Source organism: Burkholderia mayonis (assembly GCF_001523745.2).
In the GTDB taxonomy this organism is placed as follows: Bacteria; Pseudomonadota; Gammaproteobacteria; order Burkholderiales; family Burkholderiaceae; genus Burkholderia; species Burkholderia mayonis.
This window is the reverse complement of sequence record NZ_CP013387.1, coordinates 2,594,386-2,620,208: the sequence shown is the minus strand read 5'-3', so window position 1 is coordinate 2,620,208 and position 25,823 is coordinate 2,594,386. Positions and strand designations below refer to the sequence as shown.

Annotated in this window: 22 protein-coding genes and 3 pseudogenes; 17 read left to right on the top strand and 8 right to left on the bottom strand. The window is 68.3% G+C overall.

Features of this window, described 5'->3' with window-relative positions:
• Position 1 precedes the first annotated feature (1 nt).
• The 9 genes from lpdA (at position 2) to WS70_RS30630 (ending at position 11,470) form a co-directional block, all read left to right on the top strand.
• A complete protein-coding gene (gene lpdA, locus WS70_RS30685) occupies positions 2-1,402 on the top strand; it encodes a dihydrolipoyl dehydrogenase (protein WP_059596879.1) in 1,401 nt (466 codons plus the stop codon).
• Between the two features lie 654 nt (positions 1,403-2,056).
• The gene (locus tag WS70_RS30675; protein ID WP_059596880.1) at positions 2,057-3,187 is read left to right on the top strand and encodes an autoinducer binding domain-containing protein; all 1,131 of its coding nucleotides are present in this window, start codon (positions 2,057-2,059) and stop codon (positions 3,185-3,187) included.
• Positions 3,188-3,618: 431 nt separating this feature from the next.
• Positions 3,619-3,879 (top strand): hypothetical protein, encoded by a 261-nt coding sequence (locus WS70_RS30670; RefSeq protein ID WP_059473910.1) that lies wholly within the window; start codon positions 3,619-3,621, stop codon positions 3,877-3,879.
• Positions 3,879-4,550, top strand: coding sequence for a flavin reductase family protein (locus WS70_RS30665; protein WP_059596881.1), 672 nt, complete (start codon positions 3,879-3,881; stop codon positions 4,548-4,550). Before WS70_RS30670 ends, WS70_RS30665 begins: the two co-directional genes overlap by 1 nt.
• A gap of 354 nt (positions 4,551-4,904) precedes the next feature.
• Entirely contained in the window at positions 4,905-6,158 is a 1,254-nt protein-coding gene (locus tag WS70_RS30660; RefSeq protein WP_059473912.1) for an MFS transporter, read from the top strand.
• A 172-nt stretch (positions 6,159-6,330) separates the two neighbouring features.
• The gene (locus WS70_RS30655; RefSeq protein ID WP_059473913.1) at positions 6,331-7,146 is read left to right on the top strand and encodes a 4'-phosphopantetheinyl transferase family protein; all 816 of its coding nucleotides are present in this window, start codon (positions 6,331-6,333) and stop codon (positions 7,144-7,146) included.
• Positions 7,147-7,407: 261 nt separating this feature from the next.
• On the top strand, positions 7,408-8,757 hold the full coding sequence (locus WS70_RS30650; RefSeq protein WP_059473914.1) for an LLM class flavin-dependent oxidoreductase: 1,350 nt from the start codon (positions 7,408-7,410) through the stop codon (positions 8,755-8,757).
• Positions 8,758-8,876: 119 nt separating this feature from the next.
• Positions 8,877-9,776: an NAD(P)-dependent oxidoreductase gene (locus WS70_RS30645; protein WP_162499008.1), complete on the top strand. Its 900-nt coding sequence runs from the start codon at positions 8,877-8,879 to the stop codon at positions 9,774-9,776.
• A gap of 785 nt (positions 9,777-10,561) precedes the next feature.
• Positions 10,562-11,470 (top strand): MipA/OmpV family protein, encoded by a 909-nt coding sequence (locus WS70_RS30630; RefSeq protein WP_059473916.1) that lies wholly within the window; start codon positions 10,562-10,564, stop codon positions 11,468-11,470.
• A 7-nt stretch (positions 11,471-11,477) separates the two neighbouring features.
• On the opposite strand, the pseudogene WS70_RS30625 reads toward WS70_RS30630, so the two are convergent.
• Positions 11,478-12,092, bottom strand: a pseudogene (locus WS70_RS30625) (DUF4397 domain-containing protein); the annotation flags it as partial.
• 587 nt (positions 12,093-12,679) lie between these two features.
• On the opposite strand from WS70_RS30625, the pseudogene WS70_RS33965 reads away from it, so the two are divergent.
• The 4 genes and pseudogenes from WS70_RS33965 to WS70_RS30605 form a co-directional block, all read left to right on the top strand.
• Positions 12,680-12,844, top strand: a pseudogene (locus tag WS70_RS33965) (RNA polymerase factor sigma-54); the annotation flags it as partial.
• Between the two features lie 3 nt (positions 12,845-12,847).
• Positions 12,848-13,071 (top strand): annotated as a pseudogene (locus WS70_RS30615) (RNA polymerase factor sigma-54); the annotation flags it as partial.
• Positions 13,072-13,144: 73 nt separating this feature from the next.
• Entirely contained in the window at positions 13,145-13,363 is a 219-nt protein-coding gene (locus WS70_RS30610) for a DUF3008 family protein (protein ID WP_059596981.1), read from the top strand.
• Positions 13,363-13,524: a DUF1328 domain-containing protein gene (locus WS70_RS30605; protein WP_082722194.1), complete on the top strand. Its 162-nt coding sequence runs from the start codon at positions 13,363-13,365 to the stop codon at positions 13,522-13,524. Before WS70_RS30610 ends, WS70_RS30605 begins: the two co-directional genes overlap by 1 nt.
• 74 nt (positions 13,525-13,598) lie before the next feature.
• Here the strand turns inward: WS70_RS30605 and WS70_RS30600 are convergent, their stop codons facing one another.
• The 3 genes from WS70_RS30600 to WS70_RS30590 form a co-directional block, all read right to left on the bottom strand.
• Positions 13,599-13,976: a DUF3175 domain-containing protein gene (locus WS70_RS30600; protein ID WP_059471146.1), complete on the bottom strand. Its 378-nt coding sequence runs from the start codon at positions 13,974-13,976 to the stop codon at positions 13,599-13,601.
• A gap of 7 nt (positions 13,977-13,983) precedes the next feature.
• Positions 13,984-14,733, bottom strand: a complete 750-nt coding sequence (locus WS70_RS33350) for a hypothetical protein (protein ID WP_226382897.1) — start codon at positions 14,731-14,733, stop codon at positions 13,984-13,986.
• A 316-nt stretch (positions 14,734-15,049) separates the two neighbouring features.
• Positions 15,050-15,964: a LysR family transcriptional regulator gene (locus tag WS70_RS30590; protein WP_059596882.1), complete on the bottom strand. Its 915-nt coding sequence runs from the start codon at positions 15,962-15,964 to the stop codon at positions 15,050-15,052.
• Between the two features lie 129 nt (positions 15,965-16,093).
• Here WS70_RS30590 and WS70_RS30585 point away from each other — a divergent pair, with 129 nt between their 5' ends.
• The 3 genes from WS70_RS30585 (at position 16,094) to WS70_RS30570 (ending at position 20,310) form a co-directional block, all read left to right on the top strand.
• A complete protein-coding gene (locus WS70_RS30585; protein ID WP_059471143.1) occupies positions 16,094-17,401 on the top strand; it encodes an MFS transporter in 1,308 nt (435 codons plus the stop codon).
• Positions 17,398-18,930, top strand: coding sequence for a M81 family metallopeptidase (locus tag WS70_RS30580; protein WP_059596982.1), 1,533 nt, complete (start codon positions 17,398-17,400; stop codon positions 18,928-18,930). Before WS70_RS30585 ends, WS70_RS30580 begins: the two co-directional genes overlap by 4 nt.
• 612 nt (positions 18,931-19,542) lie before the next feature.
• The gene (locus WS70_RS30570) at positions 19,543-20,310 is read left to right on the top strand and encodes a FadR/GntR family transcriptional regulator (protein WP_059471162.1); all 768 of its coding nucleotides are present in this window, start codon (positions 19,543-19,545) and stop codon (positions 20,308-20,310) included.
• A 72-nt stretch (positions 20,311-20,382) separates the two neighbouring features.
• On the opposite strand, the gene WS70_RS30565 is transcribed toward WS70_RS30570, so the two are convergent.
• The 4 genes from WS70_RS30565 to WS70_RS30550 all read right to left on the bottom strand — a co-directional run bounded on the left by WS70_RS30565 (position 20,383) and on the right by WS70_RS30550 (position 24,951).
• Complete coding sequence (locus tag WS70_RS30565; RefSeq protein ID WP_059596883.1) at positions 20,383-21,837, bottom strand: amino acid permease; 1,455 nt, start codon at positions 21,835-21,837, stop codon at positions 20,383-20,385.
• Positions 21,838-21,918: 81 nt separating this feature from the next.
• The gene (locus WS70_RS30560) at positions 21,919-22,992 is read right to left on the bottom strand and encodes a porin (protein ID WP_059596884.1); all 1,074 of its coding nucleotides are present in this window, start codon (positions 22,990-22,992) and stop codon (positions 21,919-21,921) included.
• Between the two features lie 198 nt (positions 22,993-23,190).
• Positions 23,191-23,589, bottom strand: coding sequence for a RidA family protein (locus WS70_RS30555; protein WP_059471140.1), 399 nt, complete (start codon positions 23,587-23,589; stop codon positions 23,191-23,193).
• Positions 23,590-23,733: 144 nt separating this feature from the next.
• Positions 23,734-24,951: an amino acid aminotransferase gene (locus tag WS70_RS30550; protein WP_059471161.1), complete on the bottom strand. Its 1,218-nt coding sequence runs from the start codon at positions 24,949-24,951 to the stop codon at positions 23,734-23,736.
• A gap of 233 nt (positions 24,952-25,184) precedes the next feature.
• On the opposite strand from WS70_RS30550, the gene WS70_RS30545 reads away from it, so the two are divergent.
• Positions 25,185-25,661, top strand: a complete 477-nt coding sequence (locus tag WS70_RS30545; protein ID WP_059471139.1) for an Lrp/AsnC family transcriptional regulator — start codon at positions 25,185-25,187, stop codon at positions 25,659-25,661.
• Positions 25,662-25,823 lie beyond the last annotated feature (162 nt).

The window sequence follows — 25,823 nt, the reverse complement described above, 5'->3', positions numbered from 1 at the left end:
GATGAGCGACCACAAGACAACGACCCTGCTCGTGATCGGCGGCGGGCCGGGCGGCTACGTCGCCGCGATTCGCGCGGGGCAGCTCGGCGTGCGCACGATGCTCGTCGAGCGCGACAGGCTGGGCGGCGCCTGCCTGAACATCGGTTGCATCCCGTCGAAGGCGCTGATCCACGCGGCGGACGAATTCGACAAAGTGCGCGGCTTCGCCGGCGATTCGCCGCTCGGCATCCGCACGGAGGCGCCCGCGATCGACATCGCGCGCACCGTCGCGTGGAAGGACGGCATCGTCGGGAAGCTGACGGGCGGCGTCGGCGCGCTGCTGAAGAAGAACGGCGTCGAAGCCGTGCACGGCGATGCGCGGATCGTCGACGGCAAAACCGTCGACGTCGACACGGGCGACGGCGCGCGCGTGCGGATCCGGTGCGAGCATCTGCTGCTCGCGGCGGGCTCCGAGCCCGTCGAGCTGCCGGCGATGCCGTTCGGCGGCAACGTGATCTCGTCGACCGAGGCATTGTCGCCGCGCACGCTGCCGAAGCGGCTCGTCGTCGTCGGGGCGGGCTACATCGGCCTCGAGCTCGGCATTGCGTACCGGAAGCTCGGCGTCGACGTGACCGTCGTCGAGGCGCGCGAGCGCATCCTGCCGATCTACGACGCCGAGCTGACGAAGCCCGTCGCGGCGTCGCTCAAGCGCCTCGGCGTGCGCGTGCATCTCGGCCACAAGGTGCTCGGGTTGAGCGCGCGCGGCGACGCGGTGCGCGTGCAGGACGATGCGCACAAGGAAACCGAGCTCGCCGCCGACCAGGTGCTCGTGACGGTCGGCCGCCGTCCGCGCACGCAAGGCTGGGGGCTCGAGACGCTGCTGCTCGACCGCGCGGGCGCCGCGCTGAAGATCGACGACATGTGCCGCACGTCGATGCGCAACGTGTGGGCGATCGGCGACCTGACGGGCGAGCCGATGCTCGCGCATCGCGCGATGGCGCAAGGCGAGGTGGTCGCGGAGCTGGTCGCCGGCAAGCGGCGCCGTTTCACGCCGGCCGCGATCCCGGCGATCTGCTTCACCGATCCCGAGGTCGTGTCGGTCGGGCTCGCGCCCGATGAGGCCGAACGCGAGCCCGGCGATTGCCTGAGCGCATCGTTTCCGTTCGCCGCGAACGGCCGCGCGCTGACGCTCGAGGGCGCGGAAGGATTCGTGCGCGTCGTCGCGCGCCGCGACGATCACCTGATCGTCGGCTGGCAGGCGGTCGGCGTCGGCGTGTCCGAGCTCGCCGCCGCGTTTTCGCAATCGATCGAAATGGGCGCACGCCTCGAGGACGTCGGTGGTACGATTCACGCGCACCCGACGCTCGGAGAAGCGGTGATGGAAGCCGCGCTGCGCGCGCTCGGCCACGCGTTGCACATCTGAAGCACGCATTCGCGATCGCGCGTGACGCGCGATCGCATTCGACATCAACGACGCCGGGACGCGTCGCGATCCCGGCCATCAGGCACAGAGGCGAGCGAGGGCGAATGGCGATCTTCAACATCCACTACGACGAAAACTAAGCGGTACGGCGATGTGCCGGACGCGTTCGCGCGTCGCGGGCTGCGCCGGCCGACGCGTTTCGTTCGCCATTCCGGCGCGCGCCGCCGGTGCGCGGCGTCGTGCCTCGCGCCGGCGGCTTGCCGCTTGAGCGAACGCAGCCGCTGCCGCGCGCTTCGCGCGCGTTTTCGCCTTCGGTGCGCCGTGCCGGCGTACCGGTTCCAGCCCAGATAACGAGGCCTCACCGCGCACGCCGGCGTTCGACTCGTCCGCGCATCGCGCGGGCGCGCCCTCCCTTTTTTCCTTGCTCGACTCCGCTTGACGACGGCAGTGCCGCTGCCGCGCGACTGATCACCACCGATGGCCGCCGGTGGCCGTGATGCAGGAGCAATTCTTTTCTTCCCCGACTCCGCACGGCGCGTTCACGTCACCGTTCGCAATTTGACCTGTCGCCGTGAGCCGCCCGGTCGTCGTGCGCTTTCCGGTCGTCGGGCCAAACCGCCATCGCCTTCCTACCCCAACCACTGGATCGGCGTCATGGCTCGACAATCCACCTCTGTTTCTTTCGATCTTTCTCCATCCGACCTCGCGCGGACCCGGCACGGCATCGTCGACGGCAAGCGCATTTCGCTCGGCGTGCAAGGCGACGCGCAGCGCGGCTACGTGCTCGAGCGGCGCTGCAGGAGCCCCAGCGAGCCGGTGTCGACGCAGCGCATTGGCCTGCTCGATCCGGCGGCCGTCGCGGCGTTCGTCGAGCACGACCCGTATGCGGCGCAACTCGGGCTCGACTATCGGGCGGTGCTCGACGTGCACGCCGCGTCGGACGCGGCGGACCGGCAAGATGCGCGACCTGTGCAGAGTGCGCGGCATGCGCACGATGCGCACGATGCGCACGGCGCGGCCGATGCATCCCGCCCATCCGGGCCCGTTTCCGCCGCGCCGGTTGCACAGCCGGAGTTCGCGGCCGAATGCGAGCACGACGGCGCGCTGCTCGCGCTGATGCGCCGCGTTTGCGCGTCGTGCGGTGCGACGCAGTGTTTCTATCACTGGTTCGTCGTCGACGAAGAAACGGGCGAGTTCGCGACTCACGATCTGCTGATCGGCGGCGCGCCCGCATGGGCGCAGCGCTACGTTCACCAGCACTGGTATCTGAACGACCCGGCGGTCGCGCATGCGCGCGACAACACGCAGCCGCTGCGCGGCTCGTCGCTCGCCGCATTGCCGGCCGGTCACTGGCTGAACCACTACGCACAGACGCAAGGGCTCGGCAGCAACGTGTTTTTTCCCGCGCATCGGCGCGATGTCGCGACGTTCGGACTGCTGCACGTCGGCACGCCGCTGTCTGCGCCGCAGGGCGAGGACGCGCTATGGCGCAATCGGCGCGTGCTGCGCGGGCTCGCGAACGAGCTGCTCGAATGGCGCGTCGTGCGGCGGCGGCGCGAGCTCGCGCAGGAGCTGTCGCTCGCCGCGCAGGACGTGCTCGCGCTGCGGCTCGTCGCGCGCGGCGGCGGCGCGCGTCACGTGGCCGAGGAGCTGCGGCTCGACGAGCGCGCGGTCTATCAGCTGTTCACCGCGATCAATCGCAAGATGGACAGCAAGCACATCAAGAGCAGCGCGACGAAGGCGAAACGGTTGGGACTGCTTGCCGAGGGCTATATCTCGAAATGAGCGGAACCGCGCCCGTCATATGCCGTAAACAATCTAAGGCATTACGCGGGCGTTTTCCGTTAGCCTGTATCGCACGCATCGGACGCAACACGCGATGCGTCGCCGGACGAACGCCGCGCACGCGCGCGGCGCGCCGTCCGGACGCGCTGTCAGGTTTGCCGCCGTATCCATCGATTCAAGATTCAAGTTGAACGCGTGACGAAGTGCGTCCGACGCAGGCCGAGATCGCGCCGGACGCCGAGAAACAGAAACGAGCAGGTTCGAACGAGAGGCAATCGGACGACGAGGGGCCGGTAGTCGTCGACGAACGATCGCGCGCATCGACGCACACATGCGCGGGGCATCGTTCGCCCATCTGCCGGCGCGCAATGCCGCCTGAGTCACGAAGGGAAGGCGCCCGCGAAGACGCTTCGCAGCGAGGATTCGGTCAGATGGCGACATATATCGAATTGGCATGGCGGTTGCGGCGGATCATGCGCGGCGCGGGACGGCGCGCGCTGTCGATCGCCACGGCGGGGTCGGATGACGCCGGGCATGCGGTCGATGCCCGCATTGCATCCGCCGGTCCGCTGTATATCGGCAGCGGCTGGTTCCTCATCGGCAGCATCGCATCGCGTCCCGGCGCATCCGAATTCGTATTGTTCGACGGCCGCTCGGCATCGACAGCCCGATATCCGAAGGAGGAGACGTAATGGCGAGCCCATGGACCGACCGCGTGTTGCGCACCGCAATCGACACACACGCCGCATTCGAGCTGCCGACGCTCGAGCGCGAACGGCGCGACGTGCGCGCCGAGCCCGTCGCATCGACGCCGGGCGGCCGCGCATCGGCGTCGAACGGCGGCGCATCGCCCGCGCCCGACACGCTCACGCAGCACTTCAAGTCCGCGATGCGCAGGTTGACGTCGACGGTGTCGATCGTCGCGACGCGCGACGCCGCCGCGCGCTTCGGGATGGCGGCGACCGCGGTGAGCGCGGTCAGCACCGAGCCGCCCGCGATTCTCGTGTGCATCAACCGCACGGCGACGCTTCATGTGCCGCTGATGCGCGCGCGCCGCTTCTCGGTGAATCTGCTGCACGAGCGCCAGCTCGAATTGATCGCGCCGTTCAGCGGCAAGCTCGATCACGACGCGCGCTTCACGCACGGCGAATGGCGCGATGCATCCGGCGTGCCGGTGCTCGCCGGCGCGCAGGCGACGCTGCTGTGCGACATCGACGGCGATTTCAGCTACGGCAGCCACTCGATCGTGATCGGCCGGGTCGATTCGGTGCGGGTCGCGGGGCCCGTCGCGCCGCTGCTGTGGCAGGACGGCGGGCCGTGCGCGGCGCGCGCGCTGAGCGCGTGCGCGCACGATGCGCGATGACGCGGCGTCGGCGAGGGAATTCCTGCACAAATGCGAAACGCTCATATAGACTGCAAAGCGAATCATCCGATGGTTCCATGGCGGCAGCGCGGCGCGTCGACACGTGCCGGATCGTTGCGCTGCAAAGTCCTCGATCGCTCCGAGGCTCGCGTGCGGTGCGAGCGCAAGCGAAATCGTCGCGTGCATCCGAGGGCCGGCGACACATTGCTTGCCGCACGCCGCGCTATCGCGTTCGCGAATGCGCGTGCTTGCCCGCGTAGCGTGACCGAGGGTGCGACGCCGTATCGACATAAAACGAATCGCGCTGTCCGCGACGTGCCCGCGCCGCGGGCGGCCGCCATAACAGGAGCGGACATGTTTGCACCCGAAACGCATCGACGCGACGGATCCCCACGTCTAATCAATCCGGCGATGATCGCCGTGCTCGCCGGCGCGCTCATCATGAGCGCCGCGATGGGCGTGCGGCAAACCTTCGGCCTCTTCATCGGGCCGTTCTCGTTCGATCACGGCCTGCCCGTCACGACGATCGCATTCGCGATTGCGCTGCACAATCTCGTCTGGGGTGTCGCGCAGCCGTTCGCCGGCGCGGCCGCCGACCGCTACGGCTCCGGACCGCTCGTCGCGATCGGCGCGGTCGTGTTCGCGCTCGGCCTCGCGATCGCAGCCGTCGTGCCGTCCGGCGCGATGCTCGTGCTCGGGATGGGCGTGCTCGTCGGCATCGGGATCAGTTGCACGAGCTTCGGCGTCGTGCTGACCGCGGTCGGCCGCGGCGCGCCGCCCGAGAAGCGCAGCATGGCGATGGGCATCGCGAGCGCGGGCGGCTCGCTCGGCCAGGTGGCGCTCGTGCCGGTCGCGCAGTGGTTCACGTCGCATTCGGGGACGATGGTGTCGCTCCTCGTGCTCGCCGGCTGCCTGATTGCGATCGCGCCGCTCGGCGTGCTGCTCGATCGCCATGCGGGCGCGAGTCACGCGAGCGCGCACGAGACGGCGGCCGTCTCGTTGAAGGACGCGCTGTCGCACGCGGCGCGGCATCGCGGCTATTGCCTGCTGACGATCGGCTTCTTCACGTGCGGGTTCCAGCTCGCGTTCATCGCGACCCATCTGCCGAACTACCTGCTGCTTTGCCACATGCCGGTCGGGCTGGGCGCGACGGCGCTCGCGCTGATCGGCCTCTTCAACATGGCGGGAAGCTGGGCGTGCGGCTGGCTCGGCGGACGCTATCGGCAGCATCACGTGCTCGGCTGGCTGTACCTGATTCGCGGCGCGACGATCGCGGTGTTCTTCCTCGCGCCGAAGACGGATGCGTCGGTCGTCGTTTTCGCGGCGATCATGGGGCTCACGTGGCTCGGCACCGTGCCGCTGACGAGCGGGCTCGTCGCGAAGGTGTTCGGCACGCGGCATCTCGGCACGCTGTTCGGCGTCTGCTTTCTCAGTCATCAGATCGGCTCATTCCTCGGCTCGTGGCTCGGCGGCTACGTGTTCGACGTAACGGGGTCGTACTCGCTGATCTGGGGCGCGACGGCGCTCGCGGGGCTGTTCGCCGCGCTGCTGCATTTTCCGATCGACGACGCGCCCGCGCATGGCGGTGCGGTCGCGGCGCGGGCGTAGCGCGGCGCGGCGGCGTGCGGGCGCGTGACAGCGCGTGCGTGGTGCGAGGTGCGGGGCGGTCCGCCGTCGCGCAATCGATGTGAACAAGAAGCCGGCCTGCGCCGCCGCACGGCTCGCGTGCGCGACGTAGCGAACACAAATGCAAATGGAGCAAACGACACGGCGATTCGACATGACAACCGTATTGACGACCTTCCCGACGATGCATGTACCCGCGCCACTGCCGCTCGACGAACGCGATGCGCACGTCTGGTACGCGTACACCGCCGCATGCGACACGGCCGCGCTGCGCGAGCGCTATCGCGCGCTGCTGAGCGCAGACGAGCGCGCGCGCCTCGAACGCTTCGCGTTCGACCACCTGAAGATCGAGTACCTGGTGACGCGCGCGCTGTGCCGCACGGTGCTGTCCGCGTATGTCGACGACGTCTCGCCCGCGCAGTGGCGGTTCCGCGCGAACGCGCACGGCCGGCCGGAGATCGACGCGGGCGATGCGCGGCCGCCGTTGCGCTTCAATCTGTCGAACGCGCGCAGCGTCGTCGCGTGCGTCGTCACGCGAACGGCCGATGCGGGGATCGACATCGAGGAGGTTGCGCGCGGCAACGATCTCGACGGCATCGCCGCGTCGCATTTCTCGGCGAGCGAGCGCGCGGCGTTCTTCGCGCTGCCGGCCGAGCAGCGACGCGAGCGCTTCTTCGAGCTGTGGACGCTGAAGGAGGCGTACATCAAGGCGCGCGGCGTCGGGCTGTCGATCGATCTCGGACAGTTCTCGTTCGCGCTGCCGGCGCGGCCGATCCGCATCGCATTCGATCGGCACGCCGACGACGATGCGAGCCATTGGCAGTTCACGTTGCTCGATATCGGCTCGCAGCACCGGATGGCGGTCGGGATTCGCGACGCCCGCGCGGCGACGCATCCATTCGATATCCGCGTGCGCGAGATCGTGCCGGATCCGGCCGCGAGCCTGCGCTGCGCGGACGCGCTCGACTGAGCGCGCCGGCGCGCTGACAAGGAGGGCGATCGCTTCGTGCATGGAGCGGTCCCGTGAATTTTATTAGTATCGCGAACAGACGGGCGACGTTCGCCCGACGTTCGAGACAGGCGTCGTCGCTCGACGAAGACCGGGTTCGACGGATGACGGCGCCGCGAGGCCGCACGCCATGACATGCGGCCTTACCGGGCGCGCGGCGACGGCGGCGTCTGTGCCGCGGCGTTCGCGCGCGCTGTTTGAACGTTTCGATAGAGCCTTCCCATGACCAGAAAACACATCCATTTCGGCGTCCTGATCCAGGGGGCGGGTGCGAACATGAACGCGTGGAAGCATCCGAGCGTGCCCCCGGACGCGAGCATCAACTTCGACTTCTACGTCGATCGCGCGCGCCGGGCCGAAGCGGCCGGCATTGCGTTCGCGTTCATCGCGGATTCGGCGTACGTGACGCCGAAGTCGGCGCCGCACTTCCTCAACCGCATCGAGCCGATCTCGCTGCTGTCCGCGCTTGCGGCCGTCACGTCGAAGATCGGTCTCGTCGGCACGGTGTCGTCGTCATACAGCGAGCCGTACACCGTCGCGCGGCAGTTCGCTTCGCTCGACCTGATCAGCGGCGGGCGCGCGGGCTGGAACGTCGTGACGTCGTCGATCGAGGGCACGGGGAAGAATTACGGCCGCCCGCATCCGGATCACGCGCAGCGCTATGCGATCGCCGAAGAGCATCTCGACGTGGTCCAGGGCCTCTGGGACAGCTGGGACGACGACGCGCTCGTCCGCGATCGCGCGACCGGCCGCTTCTTCGATCCGGACAAGCTGCATCGTCTCGATCACCGGGGCCGTTTCTTTTCGGTCGAGGGGCCGCTCAACATCCGGCGCTCGCCGCAAGGGCAGCCGGTGATCTTCCAGGCGGGCTCGTCGGAAGACGGGATCGGCTTCGCGGGCCGCTATGCGGATGCGGTGTTCTCGAACGGCGGCACGTTCGACGACGCGCGTACGTTCTATCGCCGCGTGAAGGCGGCCGCCGCCGCCGCGGGCCGGAATCCGGATCACGTGAAGGTGTTTCCGGGCATCGGCCCGATCGTCGGCGCGACGCAGGACGAAGCCGACGACAAGTACCGGCAGGTGCGCGATCTGCTGTCTCCGCGCGAGGCGCTCGCGTATCTCGGCCACTTCTTCCAGCAGCACGACTTCAGCGTCTATCCGCTCGACGGCCCGTTTCCCGACGTCGGCAACCTCGGCAGCGACGGCTTCCAGTCGACCACCGACAACATCAAGCGGCTCGCGCGCGAGCGCAATCTGACGCTGCGCGAGGTTGCGTACGAAGTCGCGACGCGGCGCTCGAACATCGGCACGTCGGAGGCGTTCATCGGCACGCCGGACAAGGTCGCGGACGAGATGATCCGCTGGGTCGACGAACGCGCGGCGGACGGTTTCATGCTCGGCCTGCCGGTGACGGGCTTCGGGCTCGACGACTTCGTCGATGACGTGCTGCCCGAGCTGACCGCGCGCGGCTACTTCGATCCGGCGCGGCGCGGCGCGACGCTGCGCGACCATCTCGGGCTGCCTTACAGGGAGAGTCGCTACGCTCATGACGCACAGGTTGCGGCAATTTAGCTAAACTGGCCGGCGGCGCGGCTTGCAACCCGCCGCCAGCCAGGGCGCCCGGCCGGGCACAGCGCACCGATCGCCCGCAACCTATCCGATGCGCCGCCGCCACGAGCGGCGGCGAACTCATGGAGACGCTCATGAAAGTAGGATTCATCGGCATCGGCGTGATGGGGCAGCCGATGGCGCTCAATCTCGCGCGCGCCGGAACCGGACTCGTCGTGTGGAATCGCACGCCCGAACGTTGCGAAGCGTTGCGCGCGGCCGGCGCGCAGGTCGCCGATTCGGCGGCCGACGTTTATCGCCAGGCGCGCATCGTGATCCTGATGATGGCGACCGACGCCGCGCTCGACGCGGTGCTCGGCCGCGGCACGCCTGCGTTCGCTGAAAACGTCGCGCGGCACACGATCGTCCATATGGGGACGGTGTCGGCCGAGTATTCGCGCGGCCTCGAAGCCGATATCCGCGCGGCGGGCGGCCGCTACGTCGAGGCGCCCGTGTCGGGCTCGCGCAAGCCGGCCGAGGCCGGGCAGCTCGTCGCGATGCTGGCGGGCGAGCCGGCGGTGGTCGACGAGGTGCGGCCGCTGCTCAAGCCGATGTGTCATGAGATCGTCGTGACCGGGCCGGTGCCGACCGGCCTGCTGATGAAGCTCGCCGTCAACACGTTCCTGATCTCGATGGTGACGGGGCTCGCCGAGGCGGCGCATGCGGCGCGCGGCTTCGGGCTCGACATGAAGCAGTTCCAGGCGGTGCTCGATGCGGGGCCGATGGCGAGCAGCGTGTCGCGCGTGAAGATCGACAAGCTCGTCAACGAAGACTTCGACGTCCAGGCGTCGATCACTGACGTGCTGAAGAACAGCCGGCTCGCGACCGAGGCCGCGCACGGCGCGCATCTCGCGTCGCCGCTGCTCGAAGTCTGCTGCGATCTGTATCGCGAGACCCTGGAGCTCGGGCACGGGCAGGCGGACATGGCGGCCGTCGTGCGCGCGATCGAGGCGCGCAGCGCGGCGCAGAGCGCGGGGGGGTGACGAACGCGCGTTCGTCCGGAATCGACTATTCGATCGCCGCGTTCTTCATCTTGCCGCAGGCGCGTGGCCGGCGCTGCGGCATGCGCGCTGTGGCGTGCGCATCCGGGGCGCTGGGAAGTCGGCGTGATGCGCGGGAGCGCGCCCGCTCGTCAGTTCTGGCCGCGTGCGATCGCCGCCGCCGGCGCGACGAACGTCGTGCGGCTCGAAAGAGACGGCGACATCGCTTTTCATTTCGACATAGTCGGCTGAGCGGCATATCGTGGGTTCGACGAAGGCCGAGGCGGGCGACCATCGTGCCGATCGCTTCGACGCGTTGCACGTGCTCGGGATCGCGCGTTTCGTGCGCGGCCGGGACGACGCGTTGCGCGCCGTCGCGACATCAGCGCGGCCGGGCGACGCGCGGCACGCGCACTCCATTCAATGCCGCGCGGCCTCCTCTTCGTGCGCGCGCATCAGCGCGAGCCTGTTGTGCGCCGCGCGTCGCGCGATGGGGCTCGCGGAATGCGCCGCATGCGTGCACACTGGAGCGGCGGCCGGCCGGGGCGGCGTCGTGTAGCCGGCCGGGCCGGCCGTGCGCCGTGCAATACGGCGACGACGATCCCGCTCGCGACGATCGGAGCGAGCGCGCAGCCTGTGTGCGCCGCGTCCGTCGCACCCGCGTCGAGAGCCCGGGACGTCCGCCGCAGCGCGCTCGATGGCGCGGCTCGTCGCCGCATGCGTCGCCTGCGCGCGGTTCGCGCGCAGGCGCGCCGCACCGACAACAACCCGAACAAAGAGGACAGCACATGGTCGACGCACGAGCCGTTTCAACCCGGGGAGCCGTCGAGCGGCGGAGAGCGGCGGCGCGCAAGCGCATCGTGCGTGTCGTGCGGGGCATCGTCTGCGCGTCGTGCGCGGCGGCGGCCGTGTCGGCGCGCGCGCAGACGCCTTCCCCGCTCGCGGAGTGGCAATACTCGGCCGGCGTGCCGCTCGACAAGCTGTTCAATCCGCAGCAGCCGGCATGGCAGATCGCGGTCGGCGCGGCCGGGACGCTGCAGCCGCGCTACGAAGGCTCGAGCCAGTACCGGCCGATGGCCGGCCCGACGTTCGACGTCCGCTATCGCGATCTGTGGTTCGCATCGACGGGCGAGGGGATCGGCGTCAATGTGCTGCGCGGGCCGAACTGGCGCGCGACGATCTCCGCGGGCTACGACCTCGGACGCCGCGAGGCCGACGACCGCGGCCATCTGACCGGCATCGGCAACATCAATCCGGCGGCGTTGATCAAGCTGTCGGCAGATTACGTGATCTCGCGCGACTTCCCGCTCGTGCTGCGCGCGGACGTTCGGCGCAGCATCGGCGGCGCGAACGGCTGGGTCGCCGACCTCGCCGCATACATGCCGCTGCCCGGCAGCTCGGAGAAATTCTATTGGTTCGCGGGCCCGGCCATCACGTTCGCCGATTCGCGCTACATGAACGGCTGGTTCGGCGTGAACGCCGCGCAGGCGGCGCGCTCCGGCCATCCGCGCTACGAGCCGAGCGCGGGCGTGAAGTCGGTCGGCGGCGGTGTGACGCTCGTCTGGTTCGTCACGAAGCACTGGTTCGTGACGGCCGACGGCGCGGTTGACCAGCTCGTCGGCAGCGCCGCGCGCAGCCCGCTCACGCAGCGCTCGACGAACGCGGTCGTCGACGTGTCGATTAATTACCAGTTCTAGGGCGGCGGGGCGGCGTCGTGAGGATCGGCGTCTTCGAGCCCGGCAGCGTGACGATCGCCTGATACGTACCGCCCGACAGATAGACCGAATCCTGCCCCGACGCCGACACCGCGTTCTGATATGCGGCGCCCGCGAGGGTCGGGCTCTGCGCGGCGATGTTCGTGCCCGGCGGCACGACGTAGATGTCGACGTTCTGCGCGTTCGGCGACGCGTTGAAGCTGCGCACGCGCGTCTGGTCGGACAGCAGACCTTTCGCGAACGGATCGTCGATCACCGAGATCGGCGTCGACGTGCTCGGGATCGCGATCGTCGTGTAGTGGCGCCCGTTTGCCGCGTTGAACGTCTGCGACGCAATGTTCACGCTCGTGCCGGTCACGTTGTAGCTCGCGGTCTGTGAGCCGCTGCCGACCGAGCGCTAGCGTGTGACGCCCTTGTATTCGACGTTGGCCGCATTGGCCTGGGCATTCGGGAAATAGTCGAGGTTGGGGCCGGCGGGAACCGCGTTGATGAAGCGCGCCTGCGGATTCGAGATGCCGAGCTCGGTGCCCGTGTCGTCGCCGCCGCGTGCGGCGACGAGTGCGACGGCCGAGATCAGCGCCGCAACGGTTCGAATCGTTTTCATGACTCTCTCTCTGTATCGGTCGGCCGACACGTCGCGGCGCGGTTCGCAGCGTCCCGTGCGGACCTGCTGGCGCGTCGCGTCGCCGCTGGTGGGTGAATGTCGATGGATTCGGCGAAAACAGGCTCGGTCGCCGTACCCGCGCATGGCGCGACGAGGCGCTCGCAGAGAGCAACGGGCATACCCGGCGATGCGACGATGCACGACTCGAAGCGCGCCGTCCCGCGCTCGCGGCGGAGCGCGGCCGCTGCCGCGGTGCGGCGAAGGACGGCCGCGCGGATGTAGCCGATCGCGTAATGCGACGCGCGCAGATGGAATTTTTGCAGCGAAGGGCAATATCTACGTGGGTGCGTTGACGCAAATGCATCAATCGAAAGAAGGCGGCGATGCAGATCGCATCGAACGCCGTCCGCATGCGGCCCGCGCACATCGCGGTCCAAAACTGGCGCATGCATTTGTAAAAAGCGCCGGCCGATGCGGCGGCGCCGCCGAACGGATATGACGGAAGTCCGCTCACGCAAGGCGCCACGCGATTGGTACGGAAGTTGCGGATATCTGCGCACCGCCATGCACACGAAAGGGAGTCCCGCATGTCCGCCGCGCTTGCGTTGCAAATGCGTCGACACCTGGCGCTAACGCCGCGTTTGCAGCAGTCGCTGCGCCTGCTTCAGCTTTCTTCGCTCGACTTCCAACAGGAGCTGCGCCAGGCGCTCGATACCAATCCGTTTCTCGAAGACGTGCAATCGACCGACGACGATTTTCCGCGCAAGCTCGAGGCGGCGGGCAAGGGCGCGTGCTCGGCGGCCGGCGCGAAGGTGCTGATTCGCGACATGATCGCGGCCGAGCGGGCGGCCGACCCGCTGTCCGATGTCACGCTCGCGCAGCGTCTCGCGGGATCGTGCTCGCGCCCGGCACGGTCACGAAGTACCGGCAGGCGATGAAGATTCCGCCCGCGGATCTGCTGCGGCGCGCACCCGTTTGACGATGTGGCGGACGCGCGTCGGCGCGCGCCCGGCAACGATTCGCGAAAGCGAAAGCGAAAGGCGCGCTCCGGCATGCCAGCGAAATCGCAAGCCCAGCGGCGCGCCGCCGGCGCGGCTTTGTCCGCGAAGCGCGGCAGGATCAAGGCGAGCGGGCTGAAGCGCCCGTCGAAGTCGATGGACGAATCGATGAGCGAGAAGAAACTCGAGACGCTCGCGGGCACGGCGACCGCGACACAAGTCGAAATCGTGACGGCCGCGCGCGCCGTCCTCCACTCAGACCAGGAGGCGTGATGCTCCATTCCGCGCTCATGGTTTTAATCATCGCGATCGTCGCGGCGGCGTTCGGCTTCTCCGGCATTGCGGCGGGCGCGGCCGAGATCGCGAAGCTCCTGTTCTACGTATTCGTCGCGATCTTTCTCGTTACGCTCGTGCTGGGCGTCGCGCGACGGTGACGACCGCGTCGGGCATGCATGCGATCGGACGGCGGCGCATCGCGATGCCGACGGCCTGCGACGAGCGCTGTGCGTCAGGGCTTGCGGCCGAACGCCTCGCGCAGCCGCTTCTTCGCGCGTTCGAGCGTTTCGCGGCGCGCTTCGGGCAGATTGCGGCCCGCGCGGTTCATATAGAAATTGAGCATCGACATCGCCGACTGGAACGGCGTGCCTTTGCGTCGCGTGCTGCTGAGCGCGGAGCGCTTCAGCGATTGCGCGATCGCTTCGGGGTCGTCGGACTTGAAGACATCCGGTTCGAGGTCGAGCGCGTTACTGTGCTGCGTCACGTCGTTCGACCAGTAGCGGCCGGATTTCTGCTGCGCGATGCGGGCGCGCTTGCGGCCGGACGCTGGCGGACGGGACGCAGTCTTGGGCGAGAGGGGCTTCGGCGAAGTGGTTTTGCGGGCCGCCATCTCGCGCTCACAGCTTGATGCCGCCCGCTTCGGGCGCGTCCGACGAACCGGGTTCGACGTCGCCGGCGCCGAACCGCTCGGGCCGCCGGATCTCGACCAGCTGGCGCGTGCGCGATGCCTGCGGCGCAAGGCGGTGCGCGGCGCGCGGATGGCTGTCGGCGTGCGGGCGGCGCGGCGGGCAGGCGCGGTACGCGGTGCGCATGCCGGCGGGCACATCGGGAAGCGGCCGTCGGCCGGCGGCGCGCGAGAACAGCAGGGCGATTGCTTCGAGTATCCGCATCGCGTGCTCCTGACGGGCGGCGAGGACGCGCGAGACTCGGCTTGCGCGCCGCGTGCTCGCCGCGGTGGCGTTCGACCGACCCCGGCGGGCGGCCGTGAATCGAGAATGCAAGCAACGGACGTTCCGACGCGTACATGGCGTGTGCGTTGCGACGGACGGCGGCGTCCATCGTCGCATATATATTCCTGCGCGCGTGGACAGGCGAGCAAAGTCCGGCCCGGGCGCGCGGCGATGGTCAAAACAAGGGATACGCTCGGCCGGACTGCCGGCGTTTGCGAAACGGCGCGACATCGGAATGCGCGACATATGCCGAGAATCGTTTCGTTTCGGGAAACGATTGGGCGAATACGCTTTGAATGCCGAAAGTGGTGCGGCTAATGTGCACACATTGCGTGCATGAATGCGTAGCGGATTGACGGCGGCTGCGCGTGCGGACGGATGCCGGATATCTTCGGTATCGACGTCGTCGTCGAGCATCGGCCGTCGGCGAATGTCGTTGCCCGACGTTTGCCGAATGAATGCGCCGACGCCAAGGGAAGCGATGCGTCATCGATCGACAGACCCGACCATCAGCACGGCGTGGGCGGAACGCTTCCCCGTCCGCTCGCGCGGCAGATTCGATTCATGAATGGGTTCGGAGAATGGATTGAGCGAACGGTCTTCGGGTGCGGAGCTCGGCGTGCATCATGCGCGTCGCCCGCGTCGCCCGCGTCGCGCGTTGTCGTCCGCACGCGCATATGAACCGGAAGCGGCATACATCGCCGGCGACGGCCGACGGCCCGCATATCGCGCATCAAACCTTGAACGATGGCAAATCCCGCACGATCCGCGTGAGGATTTCATTCGCCGCGCGCGGCAGCGCGCGTTCGTTATGAACGAGCACCTTGCCGCAAGGCGAGTTGAACAGCGGATTGCGCATCCGCAGCGCGACGATCTCGCCGCGTTCGAGATCTTCCTCGATCAGCAGACGCGTGAGGAACGCGACGCCGTTGCCCGAGCGCACGAAACGCCGCATCGCGGGCACCGAGTTCGTGACGAGCCGCGGCGCGAGCGGAATGTTCTCCGCATGCGCGACGGTGTGCACGATCTGTCCGACGCCGTAGTACGGCGCGGGCATCAGCGCGAGTGGATAGCCGACCGCCTCGCGCAGCTCGAGCGGCTCGCCGCGCATCGCGAGCGGATGAGCGGGCGCGACCGCGAGAAACGTCGGATGCGCGACGCTCAGGCATTCGCGAATCTCGGGCGGCAGTGACGGATTGTACGTGAGGCCGATATGCGCACGTTTGCGTAATACGTCATCTACGACGCCGTCCGCGGTGCGCACGTTCAGTTCGACGGCTACGTGCGGGTGGCGATGCAGAAATTCAGTGACGACGGAATCCATCAGATCCTCGACATAACCGACCGTCAGCGCGATTTCGACGCGCCCGCGCAGTTCGCCGTGCAGCGATTCGTGGAATTGCTCTAATCCGATCCGGCACGCGTGCGTGTATTCGACGAGGAGGGCGGCGGCTTCGGTCGCGATCATGCCGTGCTGCCGGCGCTCGAACAGCGGCGCGCCGATCTCGCTCTCGAGCAGCTGCAACTGCCGGCTGACGACGGATGGCGCGGTGTTCAGCCGTTCAGCCGCCGCGCGGATCGATCCGTGTTCGAGAGTCGCGTGGAAGTAACGCAGACGATTGAGATTGACCTGAAACGATTGATCCATACGCGTGTTGCCTTGCAAAGCAACGGCTGTACACCAAAGTTGCTGTCACTGGGATCATACAGTATGGAGATAATGAGCCAAGACAAATGAGCGCAGGAGTATGCGCATTCAGATTCCAATACGGGCCCTATGAGAGAACAGAACGCTTCCGGAAACGCGCGCTCGCGAATCTATCGAAAGGTCGACATCCGCATCCTCGGGTTTCTCGCAGTCTGTTACATCACGGCCTATATCGATCGCATCAACATCAGTTTCGCGAAGCTCGCGATGCAATCGGACCTCGGATGGAACGAGGCCGTGTACGGCTTCGGCGCGGGAATTTTCTTTCTCGGCTACATGGCGTTCGAGGTGCCGAGCAACCTGTGGCTGACCCGTATCGGCGCGCGGCTCACGCTGAGCCGCATCATGGTGCTGTGGGGGCTGACGTCGGTCGCGATGATGCTCGCGACCGACGTTACGACGTTCTACGTATTGCGTTTTCTGCTCGGCGTGTTCGAGGCGGGCTTCAGTCCCGGCATGCTGTTCTGTCTGACCCGCTGGTATCCGGAGGCGCGAATGGGACGCGCGATGGCGATGCTGCTGTGCGCGGGGCCCGTCGGCGCGGTGATCGGCGGACCGGTGTCGACGTTCATCATGACGCAGCTCTCGGGCGCGTATGGGCTGACCGGCTGGCAGTGGCTGTTCCTGCTCGAAGGATTGCCCGCGGTGCTGCTCGGCATCGTGCTGTTCTTCACGCTGTGCGAGCGGCCCGCCGATGCGAAGTGGCTGAGCGCCGACGAGAAGGCGATCCTGCTCGGCGAACTCGGTTCGGCGCCGCGCGCGGCGAGCCGGCACACCGCGTTTCGCGAGGTGCTGAAAGATCCACGAATCTATGCGATGGCGTTCTCCTACTTCGCGATCATCTGCGGCCTGTACGCGGTCAGCTTCTGGCTGCCGACGCTGCTGCGCGGCGCCGGCGTGAAGAACCTGCTGCACATCGGCGCGCTCACCGCGCTGCCGTATCTCGCGGCGATCGTCGCGATGCAGGTGATCGGCCGCCGGTCCGACAAGCGCAGCGAGCGGCGTCTGCACAGCGCGATCGCACTGCTCTTGAGCGCGGCGGCGCTGACGACGACGGTGGTCGCGGGCGACCGCTTCGTCGTCGCGATGGTCGCGCTCGTCGCGGCGACCGCGCTGATGTATTCGGCATACGCGGTGTTCTGGGCGATTCCCGCCGACTATCTGAAGGGCGATGTCGCTGCGGGCGGCATCGCGCTCATCAATTCGATCGGCCTGTTCGGCGGCTTCGTGAGCCCGACGATCATCGGCTGGATCAAGAACGAAACGGGCAGCCTGCAGGCCGGGCTGATGGTGATGGTTGCGCTGTTCGTCGCGGGCGCGATCGTGCTGCTCGCGAATCGCGTCGACGCGAAGAAATGGAGCGCCGCCGCATCATGAAGATCCTGGTCGCCGGATTCCGGCACGAGACGAACACGTTCGCTCCGAGCAAGGCGAGCTACGCGAGCTTCGCGGCGGACGGCGGGCGCTATCCGATGTCGCGCGGCGCCGAGATCCGCAAGCTGAAGGGCATGAACCTGCCGATCGCCGGCTGCCTCGCGGCGCTCGACGACGCCGGCCACGTCGCGCTGCCCGCGATCTGGGCCGACGCGATGCCGTCGGGCCGCGTCGAATCGGTCGCGTTCGAGCGGATCGCGGGCGAGATCGTCGATGCGGCGAAGCGATGCGGCGTCGACGGCATCTACGTCGATCTGCACGGCGCGATGGCGACCGAGCGCTACGACGACGGCGAAGGCGAGCTGCTGCGCCGGCTGCGCGGGGCGGTGGGCGCGCGCGTGCCGATCGTCGCGTCGCTCGACCTGCACGCGAACGTCACGCAGCGGATGCTCGACAGCGCGGACGGGCTCGTCACGTATCGCACGTATCCGCACGTCGACATGGCGGACACCGGACGCCGCGCGGCCGCATTGCTCGATGCGCTGCTCGGCAAGCGCAATCGCCATGTCCGGATCGCGCGGCGCGTGCCGTTCCTGATTCCGGTCAACGCGATGTGCACGTCGCTTGAGCCGTCGAAGAGTCTGTTCCGGCTGCTCGACCGGCTCGAGACGGGCAGCGTGCGGTCGCTGTCGTTCGCGCCGGGTTTTCCGGCAGCGGACTTCCCCGAATGCGGGCCGGCGATCTGGGGCTACGGCACGGATCCCGTCCAGCTGACGCGCGCGGTCGACGCGCTGTACGAGCATGTCATGTCGAGCGAGGCGGAGTGGTCGGTGCGCTTCATGTCGGCGGACGACGCGGTGAGGGAGGCGATCCGGATCGCGCGCCGCGCGGACAAGCCGGTCGTGATCGCCGACACGCAGGACAACCCGGGCGCGGGCGGCGGCTCGAACACGACGGGGCTGCTGCGCGCGCTCGTCAGGCATCGCGCGCCGGATGCGGCGATCGGGCTGTTCTTCGATCCGGCGGCCGCGTGCGCCGCGCATGCGGCGGGGCTCGGCGCGTCGGTCGAGCTCACGCTCGGCGTGGAGAGCGGGCTGCCGTTCACCGGGGCGTTTCGCGTCGAATCGCTGTCGAATGGCCGCTGCCGTTGCCACGGTCCGATGCTGAGGGGCGCGACGTTCGAGCTTGGTCCGACCGCGTGCGTGCGGATCGACAACGTGCGCGTCGTCGTCACGTCGGCGCGCGTGCAGATGACCGACCGGAGCTTCTATCGGATCGCGGGCGTCGCGCCCGAAACGATGAAGATTCTGGTCAACAAGAGCTCCGTCCATTTTCGGGCGGATTTCGATGCGATCGCAGATTCGGTGTTGATCGCGAAAGCCGGCGGCTGGATGGCCGCCGACCCGGCCGATTTACGCTGGACGTCGCTGGCCGACGGGATGCGCGTGAGCCCTTGCGGCGCACCGTTTTTCGGCTGCGGCGTGCGGCGCGCGCCGCACGCGGACGGGATCACGGGAGAGAGGTGGATTTAGGACGACGAATGCACTGATGCGAGCAGCCGCGCGAGGTGCGCCAACACCCGGCGCGGCCTGACCACGGAAGAATTTCAGCGAAGACCTCACCATGGCTGTCGGCATTGTACGGCAACGTCCATGCCTCGTCGCGCGCGCCGCTGCGACGAAGTTGCGCGTTGCGTTCCCTGAAGCATGCACCCGGGCGCGGTTCGCGTCCGGATGCGGCGTGCGCGCTTGCGCGGCGCACCGGCTGCGAGCATGCGGCCGTAGAGCCACTGCGCATGACGTCCGTGCGCCGCTCGTCGCCTGCACCAGTCAGTCCGTGGTCCTGCATCGACGCCGCCGCGCCGGCTCGGCGCGCGCGTCGTTCGGCCGTTCCCTGTTCTTCCGCGTCCCGCGTCCGCCCGGTCGCATCGAATCGATTGTCACGACGCGCACCGCGCCTGTCGTGCCCCATCTGCCGCCCGGTGGCCCAGTTGTCCGCGGCAGTGGCCTTGCGATCGGAACACGCTCCGATCGCGTTTTTTATTCCCGAGGCAGCGATTGCCGCAGCCGGCTTCGCCTTCGCATGCCGTCGTCGCGCCTTCCGTTTTCAGCGAAAAAACGCCGTTCCGCACATGGATGAGTCCGATGAACTCCTTAGATACCAACCATCTCCCTAGCCCGGCGCGTGCGCCGGCGAGACCGTTGAGCGACGCCGCCGAGCGCCGCTCGCTGAAGGCGTCCCCTCGCGTGCAGCGGGTGCTCGACGAACTCGTCACGCGTATCGTCGACGGCGAATTCACGTCCGGCCTGCTGCCGCCGCAGGACGTGCTCGCGCGCCAGCTCGGCGTGCCGCGCTCGGTGATGCGCGAAGTCACGCGCATGCTGACCGCGCGGCGGATGTTGCACGCCCGGACGAAAGCCGGCACGCGTCTCACGCCGCGCTGCGAATGGCGGCTCTTCGACGATCACGTGATGCAGTGGCGGATGCGGATCGCATCGGACACGGACTTCCTGCTCGACGTCACCGCGATGTGCGACCTGATCGAACCGGAGGCGGCCGCGCAGGTGGCGGTGCATTCGGACGACGTGCAGCGGCGCGCGATCCGCGCCGCGCATGCGGCGCTGCGCGAGGCGGTCGAGCCCGACGCGCTGCGCCGCTCGCTCGAACTGCTGCATGCGTCGATCGTCGAGGCGAGCCGCAATCAGTTCATCCGGCAGATGGCCGAGGTCGCGCGCGCGGGCGTGATGGCGATCGACCTGGACGCGGCGACGCTGTACGAGCGCAACGACGCGATCCGCGACGCGGCGGCGAGGCTCGTCGCGGCGATCGACGGCCGCGATGCGAACGGCGCGCGCACGGCGATGGTCGCGCTGCGCGCGGCCGTCAACGAGACGAGCCTCGACCCGGCCTGAGCAGACCCGGCCGCGCGCCGTGACGCGCGCCGTCGCACACGCGGCGCGCGTGCGCGCACGACGGCGGCGCGCTCACCGCGATGGCGTTTCCGCTTGCGCGAGCGCCGCCGGCCGGCGGCGATATCGCACGAAGTACAGCACACTCAGCGCGACGAGGAACGGCACGCCGAACACGAGCGTCATGTGGAACTCGGGCGTGAAGTAAGTCGTCGCCATGATCGCGAGCATCAGCGCCGCGCCGGCGAGCGTCGCGAACGGGAAACCCGGCATCCGGAAGCCGGGCTGCGGCATCCCGAGCGCCGCGCGCTTGCGGCGGAAGAAGTAGTGCGTGACGAAGATCATCATCCACGTGAACATCGCGCCGAACATCGAGATCGCCATCATGATCGTGAACGACGCGTCCGGATAGACGATGCTCACGAGCGTCGCGATCGCGATGCCGACCGTCGACAGCAGCAGCGCGTTGAGCGGCACGCCGCGCCCGTTCAGCCTGCCGAGGCCGCGCGGCGCGTGGCCCGCGCACGCGAGGCTGAACATCATTCGCGTCGTGATGTAGAGCTGGCTGTTCATCGCGGACAGCGCAGCGATCAGCACGACGAAATTGATGACGCCCGCCGCGCCCGGCAGATGAATCGCGATCATCACCTTGACGAACGGGCTCTCGTCGCGGCCGGCCGCGGTCCACGGGACGATCGCGAGCATCAGCGCGAGCGTGACGAGATAGAACAGCACGAGGCGGATCACCGTCGAGCGGAACGCGCGCGTGACCGCGCGCTCCGGGTCCTGCGCCTCGCCAGCGGCGACCGCGATCATCTCGATGCTCAGATAGCTGAAGATCGACACGATCACCGCGACCCACATTCCCCACATGCCTTTCGGGAAAAAGCCGCCGTGCCCGAAGTAGTGATGAAGGCCCGGCGCGCCCGCGCCGCCGCTCGCGGTCGCGGTCGCGTTTGAGCCCGCGACGAGCGACGGATCGACGAACACGACATAGCCGCCGATCACGATGAACGCGACGATCGCCGCGATCTTGACGACCGAAAACCCGTATTCGACCGAACCGAACACGTCGACGCTCAGCGCGTTGACGAGCACGAGCACGGCCGAGAAGCCGGCGATCCAGATCCAGCCCGGCACTGCGGGAAGCCAGTACTTCATGTACAGCGCGATCGCGGTGACTTCGGCGCCGACCGCGAGCACGATGCACGCCCAATACGCGTAGCGCACGAGAAAGCCCGCCCACGGGCTCAGGTAATGCTCGGCGTGCGCGCCGAACGAGCCTGACGTCGGGTGCGCGACCGTCATCTCCGCAAGACAGCCCATCAGCAGCAGCGAAATCAGCGCGCCGATCGCATAGCTGATCAACACGCTCGGCCCCGCGAAACTGATCGCGAAGCCGCTGCCGAGAAAGAGGCCCGTGCCGATCGCGCCACCGATCGCGATCATCGACATCTGTCGCGCGCTCAGCGTGCGCCGCAGCCCGCCTTCGCGGGCCGCAATCGCGTGAAATTGTTCTTCCGAACTCATTGAATGCTCCTCCGACTCTCGTTATGGATCGCGGGCGCGTCGCGCGCCCGCCGGACCTGCGTGAACGATCGGAACCGTTCGTCAGAACATGTGCCGCAGCCCGACCGCGACGCCCGTCTGGTTGCCGCGGCCCGGCATCTCCGTGACGGCGCCGCCCGACACCTTGTTGTAGTCGACGGTCGCGTAGAGCTGCGTCGCCTTCGACAGCGCGTACTCCGCTTCGAGCACGCCCGCGTAGCGCTTGCCGCCGTTGCCGTCGACGCCGTTCACGTTGCGGATCGCATCGTAATAGAACGCGCCCGTGAGCGTGATCGCCGGATCGATTCGGTACGCGACGCCCGTGTAGCCGATCGTGTCGTAGCGCGGGTGATCGGCGAACGAGCCGTAGGCGAGAGCGCGGCCCGGATCGTTCAGGTAGTCGCGATCGATCGTGCCGGTCGCATCCTTGCCGCCGAGATAGCCGATAAACAGCGTCGCGGGCCCGACGGCATAGCGGCCCGCCGCGCCCCACATCTGCTGCGCGCGGCCGTCGGCGTCGCGGGTCTGCTGATACACCGCGCCGACCGTCAGCGCGCCTTGCGTGTAGGCGGAGCGCACGCCCCAATAGGCGTTGCGGCTCATGCTGCCCGCGACGCCGCCGAGGCCGAAGCTCGCGCCGACCGCGAGGCCGCCGACCGTGTTCGCATAGCTGACGACGTTGCTCGCGTAGCCCTGCGTGAGAAAGTACGGCCACATGTTCGCCGTGTAGTTGCCGATCGTCAGCGGATCGAGATCGCCGAACAGATTGAAGCCCTCGGTCGTCTGGCGGCCGAGCTCGACCGTGCCGAAGCCGCCCGACAAGCCGACGTACGCGTAGCGGCCGAACAGGCGCCCGCCGTCCGCTTGTCCCGACTGCGGCTCGAAGCCGTTTTCGAGACGGAAGATCGCCTTCAGGCCGTTGCCGAGATCCTCGGCGCCCTTCAGGGCCCAGCGGCTGTTCGTGATCGCGCCGTTCGCCATCTGCACGGCGCCGTCGTTCGCGGCGCTGGCGTGCGTCGTGTAGCGGATGCTCTGGTCGGCGATCCCGTACAGCGTGACCGAGCTCTGCGCGAACGCAGGGCCCGACAGCGCGATGCCGATCGCGATCGGCCATGTCGATGCTCCAAACCTGTTCATCTTCGTTTCCTTGTCGATGTGGCGTTGTGCCGGACGGCGGAAAGCCCTCGCCGCGCGGAACCTTGCCGCGGCGAGGCGAGCGGGTCGCCGCCGTCCGTGTTGCGACACGCTCCGCGTGCGCCGCCGCCGGCGTCGTCGGCCGGCGGCGGTGCGTCGATCGAGTGACGGACTCGGGTCCGTTATTGGCGTGAACCGGCCCTAGCCTGCGGCGCGGCTCGCCGGCTGCCCGAGCGCGACGTACGCGACGAGCTCGATGCGCATGTCCGGATGCGCGAAGCCCTGCACGGCGACGCAGGCGCGGTTCGGATACGGCGCGTCGAAGCATTCGCGGTAGACGGTGTCGATGACGGGGATGTCGCGTGCGTCGGCGACGTACAGCAGCACCTGAACGACGTCCTGCATCCGAGCCTTGGCGGCGCGCACGGCCGATGCGAGGTTCGACAGCGCGAGACGCGCCTGCTGCGCGATGTCGCCGCCGACGATCGCGCCCGCCGCATCGACGGGACCGTGCGCGGTGAACATCAGGCCGTGTGCATGCGTGGCCCATGAGAACGGCTGTGCGGGCTCGGGCAGATCGACGGGGATCAGGTCGGGCATGGGGAAGCTCTTTCGGATATCTGATTGTCAGGGCGGGGCCGGGAGCGTCGCGGCGCTTGCGCGCCGCGGTTCACGCCGCCGGTTTCAGTCGGTTCCGGCTTCGACTTCGGTTCTTGTTTCGGTTTCGCTGTCGCGCGAAACGCGTCACGCCGCGGCGTGCATCCGGCGCGCCTTCAGCACCGCGGCAATCGCGTTCGCGACGTAGTCGACGTTCACGTCGCTCAGGCCCGCGACGCATGCGCGGCCGGAGCGCAGCAGGTAGACGCCGTTGTCTTCGCGCAGCGCGTCGACTTCGGCGGGGGCGAGGCCGGTATAGCTGAACATCCCGCGCTGCTCGATCAGGTAGCCGAACGACGCGCCGGGCAGCCGCGCCGCGAGCCGCTCGGCGAGCGCCGTGCGCATCCGCTTGATGCGCTCGCGCATCGCGGCGACGTCGCGATCCCACTGCTGCGCGAGCGCCGCGTCGTTCAGCACGGTCGAGATCAGCCGTGCGCCGTAGAGCGGCGGGCTCGAATAGATGCGGCGCACGCCTGCCTGAATCTGGCTCAGCACCTGCGCCGCTTCGCTTTCGTTCGCGCACGCGATCGACAGCCCGCCGCAGCGCTCGCCGTACAGCGAGAAGTTCTTCGAGAACGAGTTGCTGACGACGACGGGCAGCCCCGCGTCGGTCATCGCGCGGATCGGCCATGCGTCGTCGTCGAGGCCGTCGCCGAAGCCTTGATACGCGATGTCGAGAAACGGGATCAGCCCGCGCCGGCTGCACAGCGCGACGATGTCGCGCCACTGCTCGCGCGACAGATCGATGCCGGTCGGGTTGTGGCAGCACGGCTGCAGCAGCACGATCGCGCGCGCGGGCAGCGTGTCGAGCGTCGCCATCATCGCGTCGAAGCGGATGCCGTTCGTCGCCGCGTCGTAATACGGATACGTGTGCACGTCGAGGCCCGCCGCGGCGAACAGCACGCGGTGGTTGTCCCAGGTCGGATCGCCGATCCAGATCGCGCTGTCGGGGAAATAGCGCTTCATGAGGTCCGCGCCGAGACGCAGCGCGCCGGAGCCGCCGACCGTCTGCACCGTCGCGATCCGCTTGTCGCGCAGCGCGGCGCTGTCGGCGCCGAACACGAGCGATTGCAGCGCGCGCCGGTAGTCGGCCAAGCCTTCCATCGGCAGATACGTGTGCGCATCGTGCCGCTCGCTCAGCCGCGCCGCCGCCGCGCGCACGCTGTCCAGCACCGGCACGGCGCCGCTTTCGTCGTAATAAAGGCCGATGCTCAGGTTGACCTTGCGCGGCTCGGGATCGCGCTGGAATGCCTGGAACAGCGACAGGATCGGGTCGCCGGGATATGCGTGAATGTGTTCGAACATGATGGAGGCTGTCTGCGGGCTGATGGGAACAGCGGCGGGGCCGCCGCGCGCCGCATCGCCCGAAGGCCGCGCCGGCGCGCCGCGGGCGGCCTTCCGGGCCGCCTTCGCTGCACGATTCATGGGGCGCATGTTATCGGCGAAAAAATGAAATGTGCTTCTGAAATCGTGCTTGAGATCGATTTGTGGTGATAGAGTCTGCGAATCGAAATCGACTTTTTGCGGGATTCTGCGAAATGAGCCTGGACCGTACCGATATGCGCATCCTTCGCGAACTGGAGAGCGACGGCCGCATCAGCAATCAGGACCTCGCGACGTCGGTCGCGCTGTCGCCGTCCGCGTGCCTGCGGCGCGTGAAGCTGATGGAAGAGCAGGGCGTGATCGAAGGCTATCGGTGCGTGATCGCGCCGAAGCGCATCGGCGTCGAATTCGAGGCGCTCGTGCACGTGGCGATGCGTCCCGACATCGACGACTGGCACGACTCGTTCGTCGCCGCGATCCAGTCGTGGCCGGAGGTCGTCGCCGCGCAGGTGGTCACGGGCGAATCGAACTACGTGCTGACCGTGCGCGCCCGCAGCCTCGATCACTTTTCCGATTTCGTGATGAACCGGCTGCATCGCGCGCGCGGTGTGATGTCGACGAATTCGAGCATCGTGCTCGCGACGCTCAAGCGCGACGGCTCGGTGCTGGATCTCGCGAGCAAGCCGGCGTAGGCGGAAGCGCGGCGGAGCGCCGTGCGCTTCTCTATTTCTATATAGGCAGTGAACGCCGTCGGGCGCGCGGCGAACGCGCCGTCGCCGAGCGCGGCGAGCGGCTTGCCGTCTACGCCCCACCCGCCGCGCGGCTTTGGGCTTGCTTGTTGTCGGCGCGGCGGG